This window comes from Nocardioides humi (assembly GCF_006494775.1).
In the GTDB taxonomy this organism is placed as follows: Bacteria; Actinomycetota; Actinomycetes; order Propionibacteriales; family Nocardioidaceae; genus Nocardioides; species Nocardioides humi.
Map to the genome: position 1 here is coordinate 5,781,299 of NZ_CP041146.1, position 22,219 is coordinate 5,803,517.

19 protein-coding genes and 2 pseudogenes are annotated in these 22,219 nt (G+C 74.7%); 9 read left to right on the forward strand and 12 right to left on the reverse strand.

The window, feature by feature from the left end; translation table 11 throughout:
• Nucleotides 1-107 precede the first annotated feature (107 nt).
• Nucleotides 108-908 (reverse strand): DNA-formamidopyrimidine glycosylase family protein, encoded by an 801-nt coding sequence (locus FIV44_RS27810; RefSeq protein ID WP_141007276.1) that lies wholly within the window; start codon nt 906-908, stop codon nt 108-110.
• Nucleotides 901-5,468: pseudogene (locus tag FIV44_RS27815) on the reverse strand (ATP-dependent helicase). The gene FIV44_RS27810 and the pseudogene FIV44_RS27815 overlap by 8 nt, the downstream one beginning before the upstream one ends.
• Nucleotides 5,469-5,515: 47 nt before the next feature.
• Between FIV44_RS27815 and FIV44_RS27820 the strand changes: the two are divergent.
• Nucleotides 5,516-6,196, forward strand: coding sequence for a class F sortase (locus tag FIV44_RS27820; RefSeq protein WP_141007277.1), 681 nt, complete (start codon nt 5,516-5,518; stop codon nt 6,194-6,196).
• A gap of 6 nt (nt 6,197-6,202) precedes the next feature.
• Here FIV44_RS27820 and FIV44_RS27825 read toward each other — a convergent pair whose 3' ends face one another.
• From FIV44_RS27825 to FIV44_RS27850, 8 genes and pseudogenes are all read right to left on the reverse strand, one after another.
• Nucleotides 6,203-7,471 carry an MFS transporter gene (locus tag FIV44_RS27825; protein ID WP_219996202.1) on the reverse strand — a complete coding sequence of 423 codons (1,269 nt, stop codon included), beginning with the start codon at nt 7,469-7,471 and terminating at the stop codon, nt 6,203-6,205.
• A complete protein-coding gene (locus FIV44_RS33420) occupies nt 7,468-7,590 on the reverse strand; it encodes a hypothetical protein (protein WP_281285777.1) in 123 nt (40 codons plus the stop codon). Before FIV44_RS33420 ends, FIV44_RS27825 begins: the two co-directional genes overlap by 4 nt.
• Nucleotides 7,590-7,814, reverse strand: coding sequence for a TfoX/Sxy family protein (locus FIV44_RS31600; protein WP_219996203.1), 225 nt, complete (start codon nt 7,812-7,814; stop codon nt 7,590-7,592). The genes FIV44_RS33420 and FIV44_RS31600 overlap by 1 nt, the downstream gene beginning before the upstream one ends.
• A 253-nt stretch (nt 7,815-8,067) precedes the next feature.
• Nucleotides 8,068-8,580: an SRPBCC family protein gene (locus FIV44_RS27835; RefSeq protein ID WP_141007279.1), complete on the reverse strand. Its 513-nt coding sequence runs from the start codon at nt 8,578-8,580 to the stop codon at nt 8,068-8,070.
• Entirely contained in the window at nt 8,577-8,951 is a 375-nt protein-coding gene (locus tag FIV44_RS27840) for an ArsR/SmtB family transcription factor (protein ID WP_141007280.1), read from the reverse strand. The genes FIV44_RS27835 and FIV44_RS27840 overlap by 4 nt, the downstream gene beginning before the upstream one ends.
• 56 nt (nt 8,952-9,007) lie before the next feature.
• Complete coding sequence (locus tag FIV44_RS27845; protein ID WP_141007281.1) at nt 9,008-9,796, reverse strand: NUDIX hydrolase; 789 nt, start codon at nt 9,794-9,796, stop codon at nt 9,008-9,010.
• Nucleotides 9,793-10,383 (reverse strand): isochorismatase family protein, encoded by a 591-nt coding sequence (locus FIV44_RS34250; protein WP_181411263.1) that lies wholly within the window; start codon nt 10,381-10,383, stop codon nt 9,793-9,795. Before FIV44_RS34250 ends, FIV44_RS27845 begins: the two co-directional genes overlap by 4 nt.
• A 6-nt stretch (nt 10,384-10,389) precedes the next feature.
• Nucleotides 10,390-11,694 (reverse strand): annotated as a pseudogene (locus tag FIV44_RS27850) (nicotinate phosphoribosyltransferase); the annotation flags it as partial.
• A gap of 60 nt (nt 11,695-11,754) precedes the next feature.
• Between FIV44_RS27850 and FIV44_RS27855 the strand changes: the two are divergent.
• The gene (locus FIV44_RS27855; RefSeq protein ID WP_141007283.1) at nt 11,755-13,245 is read left to right on the forward strand and encodes an N-6 DNA methylase; all 1,491 of its coding nucleotides are present in this window, start codon (nt 11,755-11,757) and stop codon (nt 13,243-13,245) included.
• A complete protein-coding gene (locus FIV44_RS27860) occupies nt 13,242-13,619 on the forward strand; it encodes a VOC family protein (RefSeq protein ID WP_141007284.1) in 378 nt (125 codons plus the stop codon). The genes FIV44_RS27855 and FIV44_RS27860 overlap by 4 nt, the downstream gene beginning before the upstream one ends.
• A 4-nt stretch (nt 13,620-13,623) precedes the next feature.
• Here FIV44_RS27860 and FIV44_RS27865 read toward each other — a convergent pair whose 3' ends face one another.
• Together FIV44_RS27865 and FIV44_RS27870 are read right to left on the reverse strand one after the other, a co-directional pair.
• Nucleotides 13,624-14,430: a hypothetical protein gene (locus tag FIV44_RS27865; protein ID WP_141007285.1), complete on the reverse strand. Its 807-nt coding sequence runs from the start codon at nt 14,428-14,430 to the stop codon at nt 13,624-13,626.
• A 108-nt stretch (nt 14,431-14,538) separates the two neighbouring features.
• The gene (locus FIV44_RS27870) at nt 14,539-15,297 is read right to left on the reverse strand and encodes an IclR family transcriptional regulator (protein WP_141007286.1); all 759 of its coding nucleotides are present in this window, start codon (nt 15,295-15,297) and stop codon (nt 14,539-14,541) included.
• Nucleotides 15,298-15,380: 83 nt separating this feature from the next.
• Here FIV44_RS27870 and hutH point away from each other — a divergent pair, with 83 nt between their 5' ends.
• Genes hutH through hutI form a run of 6 tightly spaced genes read left to right on the forward strand, consistent with a single transcriptional unit; the run spans nt 15,381 to nt 22,202 of the window.
• Nucleotides 15,381-16,925 (forward strand): histidine ammonia-lyase, encoded by a 1,545-nt coding sequence (gene hutH, locus FIV44_RS27875; protein WP_141007287.1) that lies wholly within the window; start codon nt 15,381-15,383, stop codon nt 16,923-16,925.
• Entirely contained in the window at nt 16,922-18,586 is a 1,665-nt protein-coding gene (gene hutU, locus FIV44_RS27880) for a urocanate hydratase (protein ID WP_141007288.1), read from the forward strand. The genes hutH and hutU overlap by 4 nt, the downstream gene beginning before the upstream one ends.
• On the forward strand, nt 18,579-19,274 hold the full coding sequence (locus FIV44_RS33425) for a M28 family peptidase (RefSeq protein WP_281285778.1): 696 nt from the start codon (nt 18,579-18,581) through the stop codon (nt 19,272-19,274). The genes hutU and FIV44_RS33425 overlap by 8 nt, the downstream gene beginning before the upstream one ends.
• Entirely contained in the window at nt 19,235-19,759 is a 525-nt protein-coding gene (locus FIV44_RS33430; protein ID WP_342778863.1) for a M20/M25/M40 family metallo-hydrolase, read from the forward strand. The genes FIV44_RS33425 and FIV44_RS33430 overlap by 40 nt, the downstream gene beginning before the upstream one ends.
• Nucleotides 19,756-21,069, forward strand: coding sequence for a formimidoylglutamate deiminase (locus FIV44_RS27890; RefSeq protein ID WP_141007289.1), 1,314 nt, complete (start codon nt 19,756-19,758; stop codon nt 21,067-21,069). Before FIV44_RS33430 ends, FIV44_RS27890 begins: the two co-directional genes overlap by 4 nt.
• The gene (hutI, locus tag FIV44_RS27895) at nt 21,066-22,202 is read left to right on the forward strand and encodes an imidazolonepropionase (protein WP_219996204.1); all 1,137 of its coding nucleotides are present in this window, start codon (nt 21,066-21,068) and stop codon (nt 22,200-22,202) included. Before FIV44_RS27890 ends, hutI begins: the two co-directional genes overlap by 4 nt.
• The last annotated feature ends 17 nt before the right edge of the window (nt 22,203-22,219 follow it).

A 22,219-nucleotide genomic window follows, 5' to 3' on the forward strand; every position in this document is an offset into this window, starting at 1 on the left:
GAGACCCGGATCACGCGGCGCCGCGAAAGCCGGGTGCGCTCGGCCGGTGCGATCCGTACCGTTCTCGGCGCGAGGCGCCGACGGCGACTGAGCGGTCGGCCGGGCTGTCAGGCGGAAGCCGGCTGGCAGCGGGGGCACCTGTAGGTCGTCCGCCGCCGGCCCGGCTCGCCGACCAGCCCCGCCTCGACGGTGGTGCGGCAGCGCAGGCAGGGCTGGCGCTGACGGCGGTAGACCCAGACCGGGTTGCGCCGGTCGCCGGTCGTCAGCGGCTGGCCGTGCTCGAGCGCGGCACGCAGCATCTGGCGCGCCCGGCGCAGCAGCCGGAGCGGGTCGCCGACCGCGGCCACCGGAGCCTGCGGGTGGACGCCCTGCACGAAGCAGACCTCGGACAGCCAGATGGTCCCGATCCCGGCGACCACGGTCTGGTCGAGCAGGGCGGTGCCGAGCATCCGGTCGGGCGTCGCGGTGAGCCGGGCGAGGGCGGTCGCCTCGTCGTCGGGCGTCCAGGCGCCGAGCAGGTCGGGCCCGAGGTGGCCGACGATGGTGTGCTCCTCGGCGGTCGGCAGCAGCTCGACCAGGCCGAGCAGGAACCCGATCGCGTCGGCCCGCTCGGTCCGGAGCACCACCCGGGCGTCCTGCGCGGGGCCGGGCCAGCGGGCGCCGGGCGCCACCACCCGCCAGCTGCCCTCCATCTTGAGGTGGGTGTGCAGGGTCAGCGGGGCGCCGTCGGGCATGACCAGGCGGGTGAGCAGGTGCTTGCCGTGGGTGGCGGTGCGCTCCACGGTGCCGCCGGCGAGGTCGGTGGTGGCGAGCTGGGGCACCCGCAGGTCGGATCCGGTCAGCAGCTGCCCGGCGAGCGCCCGGTCCAGCCGGTCGGCCGTACGACGGACCGCGTCGCCCTCAGGCACGGACCCTCAGCCCTCGTGGTGTGGCGACGAACCCGGCCGCCGCGAGCGCGTCGCGCAGCGGTCCGCCGCTGCCGAGCAGGGCGGCGCCGTCGGCCTTCTCGACGGTGAGCTGGCCGAGCGTGCCGCGGCGTACGGCTGTCGACAGCGCCTCGGCCGCGGGCGTGAGCAGCTCGGGGTCCTCGGTCCAGGTGAGCAGGGTGCGGCCGCCGCGCTCGACGTAGAGCACCAGCGCCCCGTCGACGAGGACGACGAGCGCGCCCGCCTTGCGCCCGGGCCGGTGCCCGCCCTCCTGCTCCCGCTCGGCACTCGGCCACGGCAGGGCGGCGCCGTAGGGGTTGGCCGGGTCGGTCGCGGCGAGCGCCACGGCGACCGGCTTGGCGTCGGGCGCGTCCCCGCCGGCCGGCGAGGCGAACGAGCGGAGCCGGTCGACGGCGCCGGCGGTGCCGAACTGCGCGGCGCCGAGGCCCTCGACGAAGTACCCGCGCCGGCAGCGGCCGGCCTCCTCGAAGGCGCTGAGCACCTTGTAGACCGCCGCGAACCCACCGGGCACCCGCTCGTTGACCACGGCGCCGCGGGTGACGACGCCGTGTCGCTCGAGCAGCTGCTCGGCCGCGGCGTGGGCGCGCCGGGTCGGGTCGCGGTCGACCGCGGGGAGCAGGGCCCAGCGGCCGGCCGTCTCGGGCGGTCCGGTGCGGGCGACCCGTCCGGGGCGGGCGGGGGCCCGGCGGGTGCGATGGGCGGCGCGGCCGGAGCGGGTCAGCGCCCGCAGCGGGGTGAGCGTGTCGTTGGTGAGGTGCCCGCTCCAGACCAGCGCCCACAGGGCGGCGCTGACCGCGTCGTCGAGGGGCGGGTCCTCGCCGGCGTCGAGGCACGCACGAGCCACCTGGTCGGCCACTTGGCGGAAGAACCACGCCCCGCCCGGCGCCAGCACGTCGAGCACCCGCTGATGGAGCGGGTCCTCGACCGGCCCGGGCTCGGGCAGCGTGAGCGGGGCACGCTCGGCGAGGTGGAGCGACACCCAGCCGTCGCTGCCGGGCAGCGCGCCGTGCCCGGACCAGACGACCTCGCCGGTGGCGGTGAGCTCGTCGAGCAGGGCCGGCTCGTAGTCGCGGACCCGCGCGGGCAGCACCAGCGACTCCAGCGCGCTGGCCGGCATCGGCGCACCCGCGAGCTGCTCGATGGTGCGCAGCAGTCCGTCGGCGCCGCGCGGTCCCTTCGCCCCTCTCGTCGAACTCGGTGTGATCTGGTGCCAGGCGGTCGAGAACCGCGCCAGCGTGGTCGGCTCGACCGGCTCGATCTCGTGGCGCAGCCGGGCCAGCGAGCGCCGCCGCAGCCGGCGCAGCACCTCGACGTCGCACCACTCCTCACCCGCCCCGACGGGCCGGAACTCGCCGGACAGCACGCGGCCCTGCGCCTCCAGCCGCTGCAGGGTGTGCCGCACGACCGCGACGCCCAGCCCGAGCCGGGTCGCGACCTGCGCAGGCGTGAACGGCCCGTGGGTGCGGGCGTAGCGGCCGACCAGGTCGGCCAGGGGGTCCTCGACCGGCTCGGTGAACGCGGCGGGCGTCCCCGGCGGCGCGGGCACGCCGAGACCGTCGCGCAGCCGGGCGACGTCCTCGACCACGGCCCACGCGTCGCCGTACGGCATCCGGACCTCGACCACCCGCCGCCCGGCCACCAGGTCGCCGAGCCATTCGGCGACGGGCGCGTCGTCGCGGGCGCGGGCCGCCACCTCGGCGGTGGTCAGCGGCCCGAGGAGGCGGAGCAGGTCGACCACGCCCTCGGCATCGCGGGCCCGCCGCTCGGGGACGGTGCGCTGGAGCTCGGCCTCGACCTCGGCGAGCACGTCGGGGTCGAGCAGCTCGCGCAGCTCGGCGCGGCCCAGCAGCTCGGCGAGCAGTCCCTGGTCGAGGGTGAGCGCCGCGGCCCGGCGCTCGGCGAGGGGAGAGTCGCCCTCGTAGACGAACTGGGCGACGTAGCCGAACATCAGCGTCCGGGAGTACGGCGACGGCTGGGTCGTCTCGACCTCGGTGACCGTGACCTCGCGCTGCTCGACGCGGCGCAGGAGCGTGGTCAGGCCGGGGAGGTCGTAGACGTCGTTGAGCACCTCGCGCACGGTCTCGAGCACGATCGGGAACGACGGGTAGCGCGCCGCCACCTCGAGCAGCGCCGCGGCCCGCTGCCGCTGCTGCCACAGCGGCGAGCGGCGGCCGGGGTCGCGGCGGGGGAGCAGCAGCGCACGGGCGGCGCACTCGCGGAACCGGGCGGCGAAGAGCGCCGAGCCGCCGACCTCGCGGGTGACGATCTCCTCGATCTCGTCGGGCTCGAACGCGATCAGCTCCGCCCCCGGGGGCTCCGCGTCGGTGTCGGGGATCCGGATCACGATGCCGTCGTCGGAGGCCAGTGCCTGCCCGTCGACGCCGAACCGCTCGCGCAGCCGCGCGTTGATCGCGAGCGCCCACGGCGCGTGCACGGCCGTGCCGTAGGGGGAGTGGACGGCCAGCCGCCAGTCGCCGAGCTCGTCGCGGAAGCGCTCCACCAGCACCGTCGTGTCGCTGGGCAGCACCCGCGTCGCCTCGACCTGCTCGCGGAGGTAGGCGACCAGGTTGGCGGCGGCGTTGTCGTCGAGGCCGACCTCTCGCGCCCGGGCCTCGGCGTCGGCGCCGGGCAGCGCGGCCAGCTCGCGGGTGAACACGCCGATCGCCTCGCCGAGCTCGGTAGGGCGCCCGGCGGTGTCGCCCTTCCAGAACGGCAGCCGGCCGGGCACGCCCGGCGCCGGGGTGACGATCACCCGGTCGTGGGTGATGTCCTCGATCCGCCAGCTGGTCGCGCCGAGGGCGAAGACGTCGCCGACCCGGCTCTCGTAGACCATCTCCTCGTCGAGCTCGCCGACTCGGCGGTTGGTGCCTTCTCCGGCGAGGAACACGCCGTACAGCCCACGGTCGGGGATGGTGCCGCCGCTGGTCACCGCCAGCCGCTGCGCGCCGGGGCGCCCGCTGACGACACCGGTGACCCGGTCCCAGGTGATCCGCGGGCGCAGCTCGGCGAACTCGTCGGAGGGGTACCGGCCCGCCAGCAGGTCGAGCACGGCGTCGTACGCCGAGCGCGGGAGCTGGGCGTAGGGGGCGCTCCGGCGGACCAGGGCGAACAGCTCGTCGACGTCCCACTCGTCGGCAGCGGTGGCCGCGACGACCTGCTGGGCGAGCACGTCGAGCGGGTTGGCGGGCACCCGGAGCGCCTCGATCCCGCCCGTCCGCATCCGGGCGACGGCGACGGCGGCGGGCGCGAGGTCGCCGCGGTGCTGCGGGAAGAAGACGCCGGCGGACGTCTCGCCGACCTGGTGACCCGCGCGCCCCACGCGCTGCAGCGCGCTGGCGACGCTCGGCGGGGAGGCGATCTGGAGCACCAGGTCCACCGCGCCCATGTCGATGCCGAGCTCGAGGCTGCTCGTGGCGACCACGGCGGGCAGCCGGCCGGACTTGAGGTCGTCCTCGACCAGCGCGCGCTGCTCCTTGGACACCGAGCCGTGGTGGGTGCGCGCCAGCACGGGCGTGGCGCCGGCCGCGGCGCCGGACTGGGCCATGATCTGCGCGGGCGGCTCGACGCCGTCGGCGCTCACCCCGGCCGCGATCTCGTTGAGGCGGGCGGTGAGCCGCTCGGCCGTGCGCCGGCCGTTGGTGAACACGATCGTCGAGTGGTGCGCGCCGATCAGGTCGGCGACCCGCTGCTCGACATGGGGCCAGATGCTCGCCCGCGCGGGTGGGGCGGTGGGGTCGTCGTCCTCGATCACCTGCCCGAGCTCGGTCATGTCCTCGACCGGCACCTCGACGCGCAGGTCCCACTCCTTGTGGGCCGGCGGGGCGACGATCTCGACCGGCGCGGTGCCGCCGAGGAAGCGGGCGACCTCCTCGGTGGGCCGGACGGTGGCGGAGAGCCCGACCCGCTGGGCCGGCCGGGGAGCAGGGCGTCGAGGCGCTCGAGGCTGAGCGCGAGGTGGGCGCCGCGCTTGGTGCCGGCGACGGCGTGCACCTCGTCGACGATGACGGTCTCGACGCCGCGCAGGGTCTCGCGGGCCTGGCTGGTGAGGATCAGGAAGAGCGACTCCGGCGTCGTGATGAGCACGTCGGGCGGCCGGGTCGCGAGCCGGCGGCGCTCGTTGGCGGGCGTGTCGCCGGAGCGGATGCCGACGGTGACGTCGGGCAGCGTGTGGCCCGCTCCGAGCCGCTCCGCGGTCTGGCGGATCCCGGTCAGGGGAGCCCGCAGGTTGCGCTCGACGTCGACGGCCAGCGCCTTGAGCGGCGAGACGTAGAGGACCCGGGTGCGGTGCAGCCGGTCGTCGGGGGCCGGGGTGGTCAGCAGCCGGTCGAGCCCGGCGAGGAAGGCGCTCAACGTCTTGCCGGACCCGGTCGGGGCCACGACGAGGGTGTGGTGGCCCCGACCGATCGCGTCCCACGCGCCGGCCTGGGCGGCGGTGGGCTCGGCGAAGGCCGCACGGAACCACGTGCGGGTCGCCTCGCTGAATCCGGCCAGGGGGTCGGCCGGCGGATCCACGTCCACCATTCCGCCATCCTCCCGCATGCCACCGACAGCGCCGCCACAATGGCGGGGTGGCTGTGGACGAGCGGAGGAGCCGGCGGCGCGATCTCGCGCTGGCGACGGGCGTGGGCGCGCTCGTCCTCGCCGTCGTGCTCGCCTGGCTGCTGCTGCGCGACGGGCCGGAGCCGGCCGCGCCCGCCGTCGTACCGGCCCGCACGGCGACGCCGACGCCCACGCCGGCACCCGCGCCGGCGCCGGAGCCCGTCCCGACCGACCCGTGCGCGCGGCCGGCGAGGACCGGGTTCGCGCCCACCTCGATCAGTATCGACGGCGTGGTGCGCAGGACGCGCGTCCTGGCCCTGCCCCGCGACGCGGCCGGCGTGCCCGGCGTGCCTCCCGTCTCCGACAAGGCGTCCTTCGCGTGGGACCGCGGCGGCGTCGAGCCCGGCTCGACGGAGGGCCACGTCCTCCTCAACGCCCACACCTGGCCCGACGGCACCGCGACCGGCAACCGGCTGCTCGACGGCCTCGAGGTGGGCGGCCGGATCGTGCTGCGGGCAGGGAGGCAGGTGGCCTGCTACACCGTGGCGGAGCGGACCGAGGTGCCCGCCACCGCCCGTCCGGCCCGCTGGGACGCGGTCGACGGCCCGCCGGCCGTCGTCATCGTCGTCTGCTCCGGCAAGCGGCTCGGCCCGGGGAGCTGGACCCATCGGACGCTGTGGGTCGCCACGCCGGTGCCGGCGGCGGCCTGACCGGGGTCAGACGGCGCCCGAGGTGGTGGACGCCACCGCGGCGCCGCCGTTGGCGCTCGCCGGCACGTGTCGCTCGAGCACCAGGGCCATCGCCGCGATCGCCGCGCACCCCGCGACCATCACGGCGATGTACGCCGCCGCGAGGTGGTGCTGGAGCAGGAAGCCGGCCACGACCGGCCCGGCGATCGCGCCGCCCTGGAAGGCCGCGGCGGTGATCGCGTTGTAGCGGCCCCGGTTGTGGTCGCTCGCGAGGTCGTTGGCCATCGCCGGCACGGTCGGCTGCAGCAGGGTCTCGCCGAGCGCGAACACGCCCATGTAGGCGAGCACCCCCGCGATCGCGACGCCGCCGCCGGGGACGACGCCGGCCAGGCCGAGCAGGCCCCAGGCGGCCGCCCAGATCCCGGCCATCGCGATCATCACGCGGGTGCGGAGGTGGCGCTTGATCCGGTTGAGCACCGAGAACTGGAGGACGACGATGACCACGGTGTTGACCGCGAACGCCAGCCCGATCGTGCGGGTGGAGACCTCCGCGGCCTGCCGGGCGAACCCGGGGAAGCCGGCCTCGTGCTGGCCGTAGCCGATGAACGTGCCGACGAAGGTGAGCAGCGTCAGCCAGCGCACGGCGGGCTGTCGCAGGATCGCGAGATAGCCGACCGTGGCCGGCGTCGTACCGTCCTCCGGGGCGGTGGCCCGGCCGTGGACGTGGCGCAGCGGGCCGAGGAGCAGGACGAGCGGGACCAGGCCGGTCAGCGCGTTCGCGACGAAGATGGCCGTGAAGGTGCCGGGCCGGTGGACGTCGGCGAACACGCCGCCGACGATGCCGCCGACGCCGATGCCGAGGTTGACCAGCGCGAAGTTGATGCCGAAGTACTGCTGGCGCAGCTCGCCGGTGACCACCGCCGCGATCAGCGCGTTGAACGCCGGCCAGGACGCCCCGAAGTTGAAGCCGATCAGGACCAGCGCCAGCGCGGCGACGAGCGGGGTGGTGGCGAAGGCCAGCACCACGTTGCCGACGGCCATCGCGGAGATCCCGACGAGCAGCACCGCGCGGGCGCCGTGCCGGTCGGTCATCGTGCCGCCGGGACCGGTCACCAGCAGCCCGACGATGGCGATCAGCGCCATCAGGGTCCCGGACAGGCCGAGCTCGAAGCCGCGCACCTCGTGGAGGTAGATCAGCGTGAACGGCAGGGTCAGGCCGCGCCCCAGGGTCTGGATCGCGACCGTCGACAGCAGCCACCGCCCCTCGGTGGGCAGGGCGGCCCAGAAGCTCCTCACCTGGCGGGCAGGGTCGCGGCGTACGAGGCCCCGCGGTGCACCCAGGCGCCCAGGGCCTCGTCGGTGGCGAGGTCCGCCGCGTCGACGCGCAGCCAGCCGCCGAGCTCCCGCCCGCGCATCACCATGGGGAAGGCGGGCGTGCTCGCCAGCAGCTGCGCCCCTCCGCCGGGTCGATCCGGACCATCAGCCCGCCCTGGCCGCTGACGGCGACGGCCATGTGGCCGCCGACCAGGAACGCCAGCCCGCCGAACATCCTCTTCTCGCTCAGCTCGTGCCCGGCCGCACCCGGCTCCTCCGCGAGGAGGTCACGGAGCCGCCCGGCCAGCTCTTCGTCGTACGCCATGGGACGAGGCTAGGACGCGTCACCGACAGTGATCGACCGGTTTAGAGGTTCCGCCAGTAGGTGACGCCTGCTGCGCGCCGCGACGCACGCACGCTGGCGGCGTTGCGGCCGCTCGAAAGGCGATCCAGCCTGCCTTCGCGTCCAGGTCTGAACGAAGTGGCCTTTGCCATCGCACGCGCCTCGCGACGCTCGCGACGACCCCACCTACTGGCGGAACCTCTTACGCGGAACCTCCAAGAGGTTCCCGGCTGGCTCACGCTCGCTCCGCGGCTCCGCCCAGCCGCGCGAGGACGTCGTCGAGGGCGGCGTACCCCTCGTCGACGCCGACCTCCATGCCGCTGGCGAGCATGCCGGCGCGGGCCTCGAAGTCGTAGACCACCGAGAGCGCCTCGAGCCGGGTGCGGCCGCCGGGCAGCTCGTGGAAGGTCAGCGTGTCGAGGCTGACCGCGTCGGGCATCTCCTCGAACCCGAAGGTCTGCACGATCCTCTCGTTCTCGTCCACGCGGTGGACCGCGCCGTAGAAGTGGGCGATCTCCTCGCCGTCGCGGGTGGCGGTGTAGCGGTACTCGCCGCCGGTGCGCATGTCCCAGACCTCGATGTCCATCGCGATCGAGTGGGGACCCATCCACTGCCGGACCAGCTCGGGGTCGACGTGGGCGCGGTAGACGAGCTCGCGCGGGGCATCGAACTCGCGGACCATCCGCACGGTGGGGACGTCGGGATCCGCCTCGATCGTGGTGGTGGGGTGGGCGTCGGTGGTGGTCATCCTGCTGCTCCTTCTGCTCGGTCGTGCTCGGTGGACGCGTCCTCGCCCTGCATCCGGGCCAGGACCCGGTCGAGGCGCTGGTAGCGCTCCTCGGCCTGCTGCCGGTATCTCTCGATCCACTTCGTCATCAGGTCGAACACCTCCGCGTCCAGGTGGACCGGCCGGCGCTGCGCGTCGCGGCTGCGCCGGACCAGGCCCGCCTCCTCGAGCACCTTGAGGTGCTTGGAGACGGCCTGGAGCGAGACGTCGTACGGCGCCGCCAGCTCGCTCACCGTCGCGTCGCCCGCCGCCAGGCGGGCCACCATGTCCCGCCGGGTCGGGTCGGCGAGAGCGCCGAAGACCCGGGACAGCCGGTCGTCGTACTCAACCATGAGGTTGAGCAAACATCCGTGCACGGCCCATTGTCAACCGTCTGGTTGAGAAAGAGTCAGCCGCGCGCCATCGGCGGCGAGACCGCGGTCGCGGGGCCGCGGCGGTAGAGCAGGGCCCGGCGGCCGCCGGCCTCGGTCGGCTCGCCCCGGGCGTCGGTGGGGACGACGAAGCCGTCGGTGCCGAGCACCTTGCGGCGGAAGTTGCCGAGGTCCGGGGGAGTGCCCCAGACCGCGGCATAGACCCGGCGCAGCTCGGGGAGCGTGAACGGCTCGGCGACGAACTCGGTCGCCAGCGTGGTGTACTCCAGCTTCGCCCGCACCCGCTCCCGGGCGTCGAGCAGGATCTGGCGGTGGTCGAAGGCGAGCGTCGGCGCGTCCGGGCCCTCCAGCAGGTCGTCGACCACCCACCAGCGCGCGTCGGCCGCGTCGGTGCCGGCCCGCGGCTCGGGCAGGTCGGGCGCGAGCGCGACGTGCGCGATGGACACGACCCGCTGGCGCGGGTCGCGGTCGGGGGCGGAGTACGTCCTCAGTTGTTCGAGGTGGCCGGGGAAGCGGTCGACGCCCGTCTCCTCGCGCAGCTCGCGCCAGGCCGCCTGCTCGGCGTCCTCGTCCGGCTCGACGAACCCGCCGGGCAGCGCCCAGGATCCCGCGAAGGGCTCCTCGCCGCGCTCGACCAGCAGCACGGCGAGGGCGCCGTCGCGGATGGTGAAGACCGCCAGGTCGACCGCGACGGCGAACGGCGACCGTTCCCATGGCGCGAGCGCGTCTCCGGCGCGTTGATGAGGGGCAGCAAGCTGCCGTCGCGCGCCTCCCGCCGCGCTGCCGCGCTCCGATGCCGAGGTCATCGGGCCACCTCCACGCCGGCCGCGGCCATCTCCGTAAGCGCCGCCTGCGACGACTCGGGAGCGACGCCGGCGTGCAGGCCGTCGAGCAGGCGTACCCGGAAGCCCGCCTTCACCGCGTCGAGGGCGGTCGCGCGGACGCAGTAGTCGGTCGCGATGCCGGTGACGTCGACGTCGCTCACGCCCGCCGCCCGCAGGACGTCGAGCAGCCGCTCGCCGGCGTCGGTGACGCCCTCGAAGGCGGAGTACGCCGGCTCGCCCATGCCCTTCACGACGTGGTGCGTCACGGCGTCGGTCGCCAGCTCGGGGGCGTACTCCGATCCCGCCTCGCCCTGCACGCAGTGCACCGGCCAGGTGGTCACGAAGTCCGGATCCTCGCCGGGCTCGTGGAAGTGCCCGCCGTTGGTCTCGCCCGCGCGGTGCCAGTCGCGGGACGCGGCCACGAGCGCGTAGTCGCCCGCGTGGGCGCCGAGGTGCGCGCTGATCCGGCCGGCGACCTCGCGGCCGCCGGCGACGCCGAGCGAGCCGCCCTCGACGAAGTCGTTCTGGACGTCGACGACGATCAGGGCCCGCTTGCTCTCCTCGTTCATCGTGCTCTCCTCTCGAAGGGTGGTGGTCAGGTACGGCGGCCCGGCGGCCACGGTGCGTGCGTCGGCCGGGAGGGTGGCGAGGCTCGCGGCGGCGAAGTCGCGGACCTCGGCGAGGCTCGGGCGGTGCACGACCTCGCCGACCCGGATGAGGGGGACCTGGACCGTCCGCGCAGGCCGGTCCTCGGGCACCGGGGCGTCTTGGCCGGTGAACCACTCGGCGCGCAGGATCCCGGCGTCGTCGTACTCCCGGAAGGTCTGCTTGCGCCCGCCCACCGACGCCTTGTCCTGGGACTTCTTCGCCACCGACCGCAGCGGATCGCCGGGTGCGTCGGCGATGGCGACCAGCTTGTAGACCATGCTCGCGGTCGGGTGGCCGGAGCCCGTGGCGACGCGGGTGCCGACGCCGTACCCGTCGATGGGAGCGTCGGCGAGCGCGGTGATCACGAACTCGTCGAGGTCGCTGGTCACCACGATCCGCGTCCTCGTGGCACCGAGCGAGTCGAGCAGCACCCGCGCCCTGTGCGACTCCTCGGCGAGATCGCCGGAGTCGATCCGGACCGCACCCAGGTCGGTCCCCGCGACCTCGACCGCGGTGCGGATGCCCTCGGCGATGTCGTAGGTGTCGACCAGCAGCGTGGTCCCGACGCCGAGCGCCTCGACCTGGCTGCGGAAGGCGTCGGCCTCGGTGTCGTGGGCCAGCGTGAACGCGTGCGCGGCGGTGCCGGCGGTCGGGACGTCGTACCTCCGCCCGGCGGCGAGATTGCTCGTCGTCGCGAAGCCGGCGAGGTAGGCCGCCCGCGCGGTCGCGACCGCCGCCTCCTCGTGGGTACGTCGGCCGCCCATCTCGATGATCGGCCGGTCCCGTGCGGCGTCGACCATCCGGGCCGCCGCGCTCGCGATGGCCGTGTCGTGGTTGAGGACGCTCAGCACCAGCGTCTCCAGCAGCAGGCACTCCCCGAGGCTCCCGCTGACGGTGAGGACCGGGCTGCCGGGGAAGTACAGGTCGCCCTCGCGGTAGCCGTCGACGTCGCCGGAGAACCGGAAGTCCGTGAGCCACTGCGCGGTCTCGGCCCCGATCACGCCCTCCTCCTGCAGCCAGGCGAGCTCGTCGGCGTCGTAGGTGAACCGCTCGATCGCCTCCAGCAGCCGGCCGAGCCCGGCGAGCATGCCGTAGCGCCGGCCCTCCGGCAGGCGGCGCGCGAAGGCCTCGAAGACCGCCGGCCGGCCGGCGCTGCCGTCGCGCACGAAGGAGTCGAGCATGGTGAGCTCGTAGCGGTCGGTGAGCAGTCCGGTGCGTCCGGGGCGGTCCATCGCGGCTCCTCGATGTTGTAGTCAAGTTGACTATAACAGGCGTGCTCTAGTGTCCCCAGCATGGCGCGGCGGACAGGGGCGGACGAGGCCGCCGACGCCTACGAGCGGCATCTCGCCGAGCACGACCGCGACCGGCGCCGTGCCCAGGGGGCGTTCTACACCCCGCCCGAGCTGGTGGCGTGGGTGCTCGACCACGCGCTGCCGGCCGACGGCACGGCCGTGACGGTCCTCGATCCCGCGTGCGGCACCGGGCACTTCCTGGTCGCCGCGGCCCGGCGGCTCGGCGTACGCGCGGTGCACGGCTCCGACCTCGACCCGGAGGCGATCCGGATCGCCCGCGAGCGGCTGCACGCGGAGGACCCCACCGTCCCGGCGGAGGAGATCGAGCGTCAGGTGGTGGTCGCCGACGGGCTGACCGCCTGGGCGGGCCGGACCTTCGCCGCCGTTGTCGGCAACCCGCCCTTCCTCGGTCAGCTCCGACGCCACTCCGCCGGACGGAGCGAGGAGCACCGGCGCGGCCTCGGCGCCTACACCGACACCAGTGCGGTGTTCCTGCGCCGATCGCTCGACCTCGTCGGTCAGGGCGGCGTCGTCGCCCTGGTGCAGCCGCTGTCCGTGCTGGCCGCCCGCGACGCGGGCGCCGTCCGGGCGGCGGTGGCGTCGCGCGGGGCGGTGACGGACTTCTGGTGCGCCGACGGGCCGGTCTTCGCCGGCACGCCGGTGCTGACCTGCGTGCCGGTCGTCCGGGTCGGCGCGGCCCCGTCCACCGACCCGGACGGGTGGGGCGCGCTGGCGGCCCCGGCGTTCGGGATCCCCGCCGTCACGCTGCCGCCGGGGACCGGGACGGTCGGCGATCTGGCGGACTGCACCGCCGACTTCCGCGACCAGTACTACGGCCTCGCGCCGTTCGTCCACGACCGCCTGCCCGGCGGCGTCCCGCTCGTCACCACCGGCCTGATCGATCCCGCCGAGTCGCGCTGGGGCCGGGCGCCGACCCGCTTCGCCCGCCGGCGGTACGACGCCCCGTCGGTCGATCTCGCCGCCCTCCGCGCCGGCGGGGGACTGGCCCGGTGGGCCGACGCCCGGCTGGTGCCCAAGCTGCTGGTGGCCGGGCAGGGCCGGGTGATCGAGGCCGTCGCCGACGAGCACGGCGCCTGGCTGCCGTCGGTGCCTGTCGTCAGCGTCGTCCCCGGCGTCCGTGCGGACCTGTGGCGGCTGCTGGCCGTCCTGCTCGCCCCGCCCGTCGTCGCCCACGCCGCCGCCCGCTACCTCGGCACCGGCCTGACGCCCGGCTCGGTCAAGGTCAGCGCGCGCCAGGTCGCCGCGCTGCCCCTTCCCGCCGACGAGCACGCCTGGGCCGAGGGCGCCCGGCTGGCCCGGGTCGCCCAGGCCGCCGCCTCCGGCGACGAGCGCGCCGCGCTGCTGGCGGCCACCGGGCGGATCATGACCGACGCCTACCGGGCCGACCCGGCGTCGTACGACTGGTGGTGGGGGCGGGTCCGGCGACGGCCCGATGAGTCCGGCGACCCCGGCTGGTCCACCCCGGCATGAGCGAGTTCCTTGCCGACGGGGTCGAGCTGTTCGCGGGAGTCTGCGTGCGCGACTACGCGCAGGCCCGGCCGTGGTACGAGGCGCTGCTGGGCGGCCCGCCGTCCTTCCTCGCCCACGACACCGAGGCGGTCTGGGAGCTGGCGCCGCACCGCTGGCTGGTCGTCGAGCAACGCCCGGAGCGGGCCGGGTACGCCGCGCAGACCGTGTTCGTCGACGACCTCGACGCCCGGGTCGCCGCCGCCTCGGCACGCGGTGTCGACCCGGCCGACCGCGAGACGTACGGCGACGGCGTCCGCAAGGTGGTCTACCGCGACGCCGACGGCAACGAGATCGGCTTCGGGGGCAACCCGCTCGCCGATCCCCCTGCCGAGTGACGCCCTACTTGGCCGAGGTGCAGAGGATCTCGGGCTGGGCCGCCACGGCGATGGCGCCCGGCGGCGTCTCGCTGCCCCCGGTGTTCTCCACGGTGTAGGAGATGCCGACCCGGAAGGGGCTGCCCAGGGCGATCGTCGTGTACTCCGACTGCGTCAGGCCGAACGAGCCCGAGTAGACCGGCGCGTCGTCGCTGAGGACGGAGATGGTCGCCCGGCCGGCCAGGTCCGAGTTGTCGCCGATGCCGAAGCGCGCTCGCAGCTGGATGCACTCGCGGGCGACATTGAAGTCGATCAGGCCCGTGGTGGTTCCGTTCCACTGGTACCCGATGAACGCCGGCGAGTACGGGACACCGTTGATGGTGGCGCTCTTCGACGTTCCCCAGCCGTCGCGGTGGCGAACGCCCTGCTTGGTGAGATCGCGCCACTCGTAGACCCCGACCTTGACCTTGGCCGACTTCGTCTTCGGCCCGGTCACACTGACGACGCGGTACTTGCGGGTGACGGCCTTGGTGGTCTTGTCCTTGAGCTTGTACGTGCCGTTGGCCTTCACCTTGGCGGTGGCCTGGGTCTTCCACTTCGACCCGGGCCGCTTCTGCTGCAGCGAGACCCGGCTGATCTTCTTGCCCTTCACCGCACCGGTGATGACGACCTTCTTGCCGCGCAGGACGACGTCGCTCTTGACGGCGATGGTGATCGCCTGCGCGGCCGCCGCCCTGGTCGCAGGCTCCGGAGAGGCGGCGTGCGCGGGGGTGGCGAGGGTGAGTGATGCGATGAGCAGCAGGGCCGAGGGGCCCGAGGTGAGCAGCCGCATGGGGTCTCCAGTCAGTTCGTCGGTGCCGGGCGCGGCGATGGACGTCGTCGCTGACAACGACCGATGCCCCGCGGGACTGTGACTGAAACCACGGCCGGCGCCTCGGCCCTACCGTCCCCGCAGCCGGCGACCGAGCGCGGCCGCGGTCGAGACGACCGCGCCGGCCAGCCGCTCCCGCCGGCGTGGATCGGCCTCCTCGGTCGGATAGGTGAGGGCGACGCCCGCGACCGGCATCCCGTTGTGGTCGAGCACCGCGGCCGCGACGCTGGCCATCCCGGCGGTGACCTCGCTGTCCTCGACGGCGTAGCCGCGCTGCCGGGTCTCGGACAGCACCGATCGCAGTGCCGTGGGAGAGCCGGGGCCGATGCCGGTGCGGTCGACGAACGCCGCTCGGTCGGGGTAGAGCGCGCGGACCTGGCTGGCCGGCAGGTGGGCCAGGATCGCCCGGCCGCTCGCGGTGAGGTGCGACGGCAGCCGGACCCCGACATCGGTCACCAGCGGGGGGCGGCCGGGTGCGCGCTCCTCGACGACGTAGAGGACGTCGCGCCCGTGCGGGACGGCGAGGTGGGCGCTGTGGCCGGTCCGGTCGACCAGGGCCGCCAGCGGCCGGCGGGCGAGGCGCTGCAGGGGTGCCTGGCGGGCGTACCCCGAGCCCACCTCGAAGGCCGCCACACCCAGGCCGTAGCGCCGCTCGTCGGCCAGGTGGACGACGAAGCCCTCGTCCGCCATCGCCTGGAGCAGGTGGTACGTCGTGGACCGCGGGATCCCCAGCTCGCGGGCGATCCGCTCGACGGCGACCGGCTCGGGCTGGCCGGCGAGGAAGCGCAGCACCCGCAGCGCCCGGGTCGCCGCCGGAACCTGCGTCATCGCCGCCTCCATGTCTCGGATCCGAGACTCATCATGCCGCTCCGCTCTGGTGTCCGCCACCCCGGAGGCGCTGGAATCGGAGTATGGAGACAGTGACGGTGGGAACGGGGCCGGTCTCGTTCGACGACGTGGTGGCGGTCGCGCGCAACGGTGCCGGAGTGGTGATCGGCGACGAGGCCCTGGCAGCCATCGACAAGGCGCGAGCGGTCGTCGACGACCTCGCCGCGTCCCCGACCCCCCACTACGGCGTCTCGACCGGGTTCGGCGCCCTGGCCAACCGGCATATCGCACCCGAGCTCCGGGCCCAGCTGCAGCGATCGCTGGTCCGCTCGCACGCCGCCGGCAGCGGCCCCGAGGTCGAGCGCGAGGTCGTCCGCGGCCTGATGCTGCTGCGGCTCTCGACGCTCGCGACCGGCCACACCGGCGTACGACGCGAGACGGCCGAGCTGCTCGCCGCGCTCCTCACGCACGAGATCACGCCGGTCGTCCACGAGTACGGCTCGCTCGGCTGCTCCGGCGACCTCGCGCCGCTCGCACACTGCGCGCTGGCGCTGATGGGGGAGGGACCGGTCCGCACCGCCGACGGCGAGCTCACCGACGCCGCGACCGCGCTCGCCGCGGCCGGACTGACGCCGGTCGAGCTGCAGGAGAAGGAGGGCCTGGCGCTGATCAACGGCACCGACGGCATGCTCGGCATGCTGGTGCTGGCGATCCACGACCTCACCGACCTGCTGCGCGTCGCGGACATCTCCGCCGCGATGTCGGTCGAGGGCCAGCTCGGCACCGACCGCGTGTTCGCCCCCGAGCTGCAGGCGATCCGCCCGCATCCCGGCCAGGCCGCGTCCGCCGCCAACCTCACCGCGCTGCTGCGCGACTCCGGTGTCGTCGCCTCCCACCGCGGCCCCGACTGCAACCGGGTCCAGGACGCCTACTCGCTGCGCTGCTCGCCGCAGGTGCACGGCGCCGCGCGCGACACCGTCGCGCACGCGGCGAGCGTGGCCGCGCGCGAGCTGGCGGCCGCCGTCGACAACCCGGTCGTCCTGGCCGATGAGGGGCGGGTGGAGTCCAACGGCAACTTCCACGGCGCGCCGGTCGCCTATGTGCTCGACTTCCTCGCGATCGTCGCCGCCGACGTCGCCTCGATCGCGGAGCGCCGTACCGACCGCTTCCTCGACAAGGCCCGCAACCACGGCCTGCCGCCCTTCCTCGCCGACGACCCGGGCGTCGACTCGGGGCTGATGATCGCGCAGTACACCCAGGCCGCGATCGTCTCCGAGCTCAAGCGGCTCGCGGCGCCGGCGTCGGTCGACTCGATCCCCTCCAGCGCGATGCAGGAGGACCACGTCTCGATGGGCTGGTCCGCCGCTCGCAAGCTGCGCCGCTCCGTCGACGGCCTCACCCGGGTGCTCGCCGTCGAGCTGATGACCGCCGCCCGCGCCCTCGACCTGCGCGCGCCGCTGGAGCCCAGCCCCGCCACCGGCGCCGTCGTCCGCCTGCTCCGCGACAGCGGTGTCGGCGGACCCGGCACCGACCGCTTCCTCGCCCCCGAGATCGACATCGCCTACCAGCTCGTCGCCGACCGCTCCGTGACCGCGGCCGTCGCGAACGTGATCGGAGAACTCGCATGACCGACTCCACCAACCCGCGCCTGCCCATCCACGCCGCCACCGGCACCGAGCTGACCGCGAAGTGCTGGCAGACCGAGGCGCCGCTGCGGATGCTGATGAACAACCTCGACCCCGAGAACGCCGAGCGCCCCGAGGACCTCGTCGTGTACGGCGGCACCGGCCGGGCCGCGCGCAGCTGGGAGGCGTACGACGCGCTGGTGCGCACCCTGCGCGACCTCGAGCCCGACGAGACCATGCTGGTCCAGAGCGGCAAGCCGGTCGGCGTCATGCGCACCCACGAGTGGGCGCCGCGCGTGCTCATCGCCAACTCCAACCTCGTGGGCGACTGGGCGAACTGGGAGGAGTTCCGGCGCCTCGAGGAGCTCGGGCTGACCATGTACGGCCAGATGACGGCCGGGTCGTGGATCTACATCGGCACCCAGGGCATCCTCCAGGGCACCTTCGAGACCTTCGCCGCGGTCGCCGACAAGCGCTTCGGCGGCACGCTGGCCGGCACGATCACGCTCACCGCGGGCCTCGGCGGCATGGGCGGCGCCCAGCCGCTGGCCGTCACCATGAACGACGGCGTCGCGATCTGCGTCGACGTCGACGAGTCCCGCATCCAGCGCCGGATCGAGCACCGCTACCTCGACGTACGGGCCGACTCGCTCGAGCACGCGCTGGAGCTGGCGGTCGCCGCCCGCGACGAGCGCCGCGCCCTCTCCATCGGCCTGCTCGGCAACGCCGCCGAGGTGTTCCCGCGGCTGCTGGAGCTGAAGGCGCCGATCGACGTCGTCACCGACCAGACATCCGCGCACGACCCGCTGTCGTACCTGCCGCTCGGCATCCCCTTCTCCGAGTGGCACGACCGCGCTGCTCGCGACCCGGAGGCGTTCACCAAGGAGGCGCAGGCCTCGATGGCGGCACACGTGCGGGCGATGGTGGAGTTCCAGGACGGCGGCGCCGAGGTGTTCGACTACGGCAACTCGATCCGCGACGAGGCCCGCAAGGGCGGCTACGACCGGGCGTTCGCGTTCCCGGGCTTCGTGCCCGCGTACATCCGGCCGCTGTTCTGCGAGGGTCGCGGGCCGTTCCGGTGGGCGGCGCTGAGCGGCGACCCGGCCGACATCGCCGCCACCGACAAGGCGATCCTCGAGCTGTTCCCCGAGAACGAGCGGCTCCGCAAGTGGATCACCATGGCTCAGGAGCGGGTGCACTACCAGGGCCTGCCGGCCCGGATCTGCTGGCTCGGGTACGGCGAGCGCCACCTCGCGGGCCTCAAGTTCAACGAGATGGTGCGCACCGGTGAGCTCAAGGCGCCGATCGTGATCGGGCGCGACCATCTCGACTGCGGCTCGGTCGCGTCGCCGTACCGCGAGACGGAGGCGATGCTCGACGGCTCCGACGCGATCGCCGACTGGGCGCTGCTCAACGCGCTGGTCAACACCGCCTCCGGCGCCACCTGGGTCTCGATCCACCACGGCGGCGGCGTCGGCATGGGCCGCTCCATCCACGCCGGACAGGTGTGCGTCGCCGACGGCACCGAGCTGGCGGCTGCGAAGATCGAGCGCGTGCTGACCAACGATCCGGGCATGGGCGTCATCCGCCACGTCGACGCCGGCTACGACCGCGCTGTCGAGGTCGCCGCCGAGCGCGGGGTCAGGGTGCCGATGCATGGCTGACTTCGAGGAGATGTGGCGCGACCTCACGCCCGTCGGCCGCTCGGCCTCGTCCGGCGGCTACTTCCGCCAGCCCTGGCTGTCCGCCGAGCTCGAGCTGCGCGCGTGGTTCCGCTCGGCCGCGGCCGATCGAGGACTGGAGGTCGAGGAGGACCCGTTCGGCAACCTGGTCGCCTGGTGGGGACCTGTCGCCGGCGACGGCGCGGTGCTGACCGGGTCGCACCTCGACTCCGTCCTCGACGGCGGCGCGTACGACGGCCCGCTCGGCGTCGTGTCCTCGTTCGCCGCGCTCGACGTGCTGCGCTCGCGCGGCGTCTCGCCGTCGCGGCGGCTCGGCATCGCCGCCTTCGTCGAGGAGGAGGGCTCCCGCTTCGGCCGGGCCTGCCTGGGCTCGCGGCTCGCCGTGGGCGCGCTCTCCTGGGAGGAGGCGCGCGAGCTGACCGACCGCGACGGCGTACGGCTGGGCGACGTCGTCGAGGGCGGTACCTCCACGCTGCTCGACGGGCTGTCCACCTACGTCGAGCTGCACGTCGAGCAGGGTCGCGCGCTCGTGGACCTCGACGCAGCGGTCGGGTCGGCAGCGCGATCTGGCCGCACGGCCGCTGGCGCTACGACGTCGCGGGCCGCGCCGACCACGCCGGCACCACCCGGATGGAGGACCGCGCCGACCCGATGCTCACCTACGCGATGACCGCGCTCGCCGCCAACAAGCAGGCCCGGCTCTCCGGCCAGCGGGCCACCTTCGGCCGGATCGACGTCCGCCCCAACGGCACCAACGCCGTGCCCTCCCACATCACCGCCTGGCTGGACGCGCGGGCCGAGTCGAGCGAGGCGCTGGCCCGGCTCACCGGCGCGATCGAACGCCAGGCCCGCGAGCGCGCCGACCGCGACGGCACCTCTGTCGAGGTCACCCGCGAGTCGGTCAGCGGCGAGGTCTCCTTCGACGCCGCGTTGCGGGACGGACTGGCCGCCCGGCTCGGCGACGTACCGGTGCTGCCCACCCAGGCCGGCCACGACGCCGGCATCCTGCAGGACGCCGGCATCGCCAGCGCGATGCTGTTCGTCCGCAACCCGAGCGGCGTCTCGCACTCGCCGTACGAGAGCGCGGAGACGGCCGACTGCCTGGCCGGCGTCGCTGCGCTCGCCGACGCCCTCGCTGGACTGGTCGCCCCGTGACGGCGTACCTGCTGGAGAGGGCGTGGGTCGACGGCCAGGTGCGTGACGACGTGCTCGTGGAGATCGAGGACTCACGCATCACATCCGTCACACCGAGTGGGCAGTTCATGCGCTTGTCAGGCGTTGCAACACCTGACAAGCGCATGGATCCCCGGACATCCGGGGATCCATGCACCCGCCTCCCCGGCCTCACCCTCCCCGGCTTCGCCAACACCCACAGCCACGCCTTCCACCGCGCCCTGCGCGGCCGCACGCAGCGGGGGAGCGGGACGTTCTGGACCTGGCGCGAGCAGATGTACGCCGTGGCGGCCCGGCTGGACCCGGACCTCTACTTCGACCTCGCCCGCGCCACCTACGCCGAGATGCTCGCGGCGGGCTACACCTCGGTCAGCGAGTTCCACTACGTCCACCACCAGCCCGACGGCACGCCGTACGACGACCCGAACGCGCTCGGCCACGCCCTCGTGGCCGCCGCCGAGACCACAGGGATCCGGCTCACCCTGCTCGACACCTGCTACCTGGCCGGCGGCATCGGCGTCCCCCTCGGCGACGCCCAGCGCAGGTTCGGCGACGGCGACGCCGACCGCTGGGCCGAGCGGGTCGCGGCGATCGAGCACCACGACGTCGGCGGCGCGATCCACTCGGTGCGTGCTGTTCCGCGCGACCAGATGCGCACGGTCGTGGCCGCCACACGGAACAAGCCCCTGCACGCCCATGTCTCCGAGCAGCCCGCGGAGAACGAGGCCTGCCTCGCGGCGTACGGCCTCACCCCCACCGCACTCCTGGCCGAGGAGGGCGCGCTCGGCCCGGACACCACCGCCGTGCACGCCACCCACCTCACCGACGCCGACATCCGGCTGCTCGCCGACAGCGACACCGAGGTCAGCCTCTGCCCGACCACCGAGCGCGACCTCGGCGACGGCATCGGCCCGGCCCGCGCCCTCACCGACGCGGGCGTGCGGATCGGCGTCGGCAGCGACAGCCAGGCCGTCGTGGACCCGTTCGAGGAGATCCGGGCGGTCGAGATGGACGAGCGCCTCGCCTCCCTGAGCCGAGGCAGGTACGCCGCCGCCGACCTGCTCACCCGCACCGCCGGCCGGATCGCGGTCGGCGAGCCCGCCGACCTGGTCACCCTCGACCTCGCCTCGCCGAGGACCGCCGGCACCGGAGCGGACGAGCACACCGCCGTCTTCGCCGCGACCGCAGCCGACGTGACCCACGTGGTCGCCGGCGGCCGGGTCGTCTTCGACGGCGACCACGGGCGCGTCGGCCGCGATCTGGCCGCCGCGATCGAGAGGCTATGGGCGTGAGCACCCTCATCACCGGCATCGGCGAGCTGGTCACCAACGACCCCGACCTCGGCACCCGCACCGACGCCGCCGTGGTGATCGACGACGGAGTCATCGCCTGGGTCGGCGACGCGGCCGCCGCGCCCGCCGCCGACGAGGCGTTCGACGCGCAGGGCCGGGCGGTGCTGCCGGGCTTCGTCGACAGCCACAGCCACCTGGTGTTCGCCGGGGACCGGGCGCTGGAGTTCCAGGCCCGGATGGCGGGGGAGTCGTACGCCGCCGGCGGGATCCGCACCACCGTCGCCGCCACCCGCGCCGCCACCGACGACCGGCTCGCCGCCGGCGTCGCCCGCCACGTCGCCGAGATGCACCGCCAGGGCACCACCACCGTCGAGATCAAGTCCGGCTACGGCCTCACCGTCGACGACGAGGCCCGCTCGCTGCGGATCGCGCGCGAGTTCACCGACGAGACCACCTTCCTCGGTGCGCACGTCGTGCCGCCGGAGTATGCCGACGACCCGGCGGCGTACGTCGCCCTCGTCACCGGCCCGATGCTGGAGGCCGCCGCGCCATACGCTCGCTGGATCGACGTCTTCTGCGAGACGGGCGCGTTCGACGAGGACCAGGCCCGCACCATCCTGCGGACGGGAGAGGCGGCCGGGCTGAAGGGACGTCTGCACGCCAACCAGCTCGGCGAGGGCCCGGGCGTGCAGCTCGCCGCCGAGCTCGGCCTGACCGCCGTCGACCACTGCACCTACCTCACCGACGACGACGTGCACGCGCTCCGCGACGCCGGCACCGTCGCCACCCTGCTGCCCGGCGTGGAGTTCAGCACCCGGCACCCCTATCCGGACGCCCGCCGGCTGCTCGACGCCGGCGTCACCGTCGCGCTCGCCAGCGACTGCAACCCCGGCTCCTGCTACACCAGCTCGCTGCCGTTCTGCATCGCGCTGGCCGTGCGGGAGATGGGGATGACCCCCGGCGAGGCCGTGTGGGCTGCCACCGCCGGTGGAGCCGCGGCGCTGGGCCGCACCGACGTCGGCGTCGTCGCACCCGGCAAATGCGCCGACCTCCTGCTGCTGGATGCGCCCACCCACGTGCACCTCGCCTACCGCCCCGGCGTGCCGCTCGTCGCCCGCACCTGGAGCGCATGAGCACCTAGGGTGGCTGT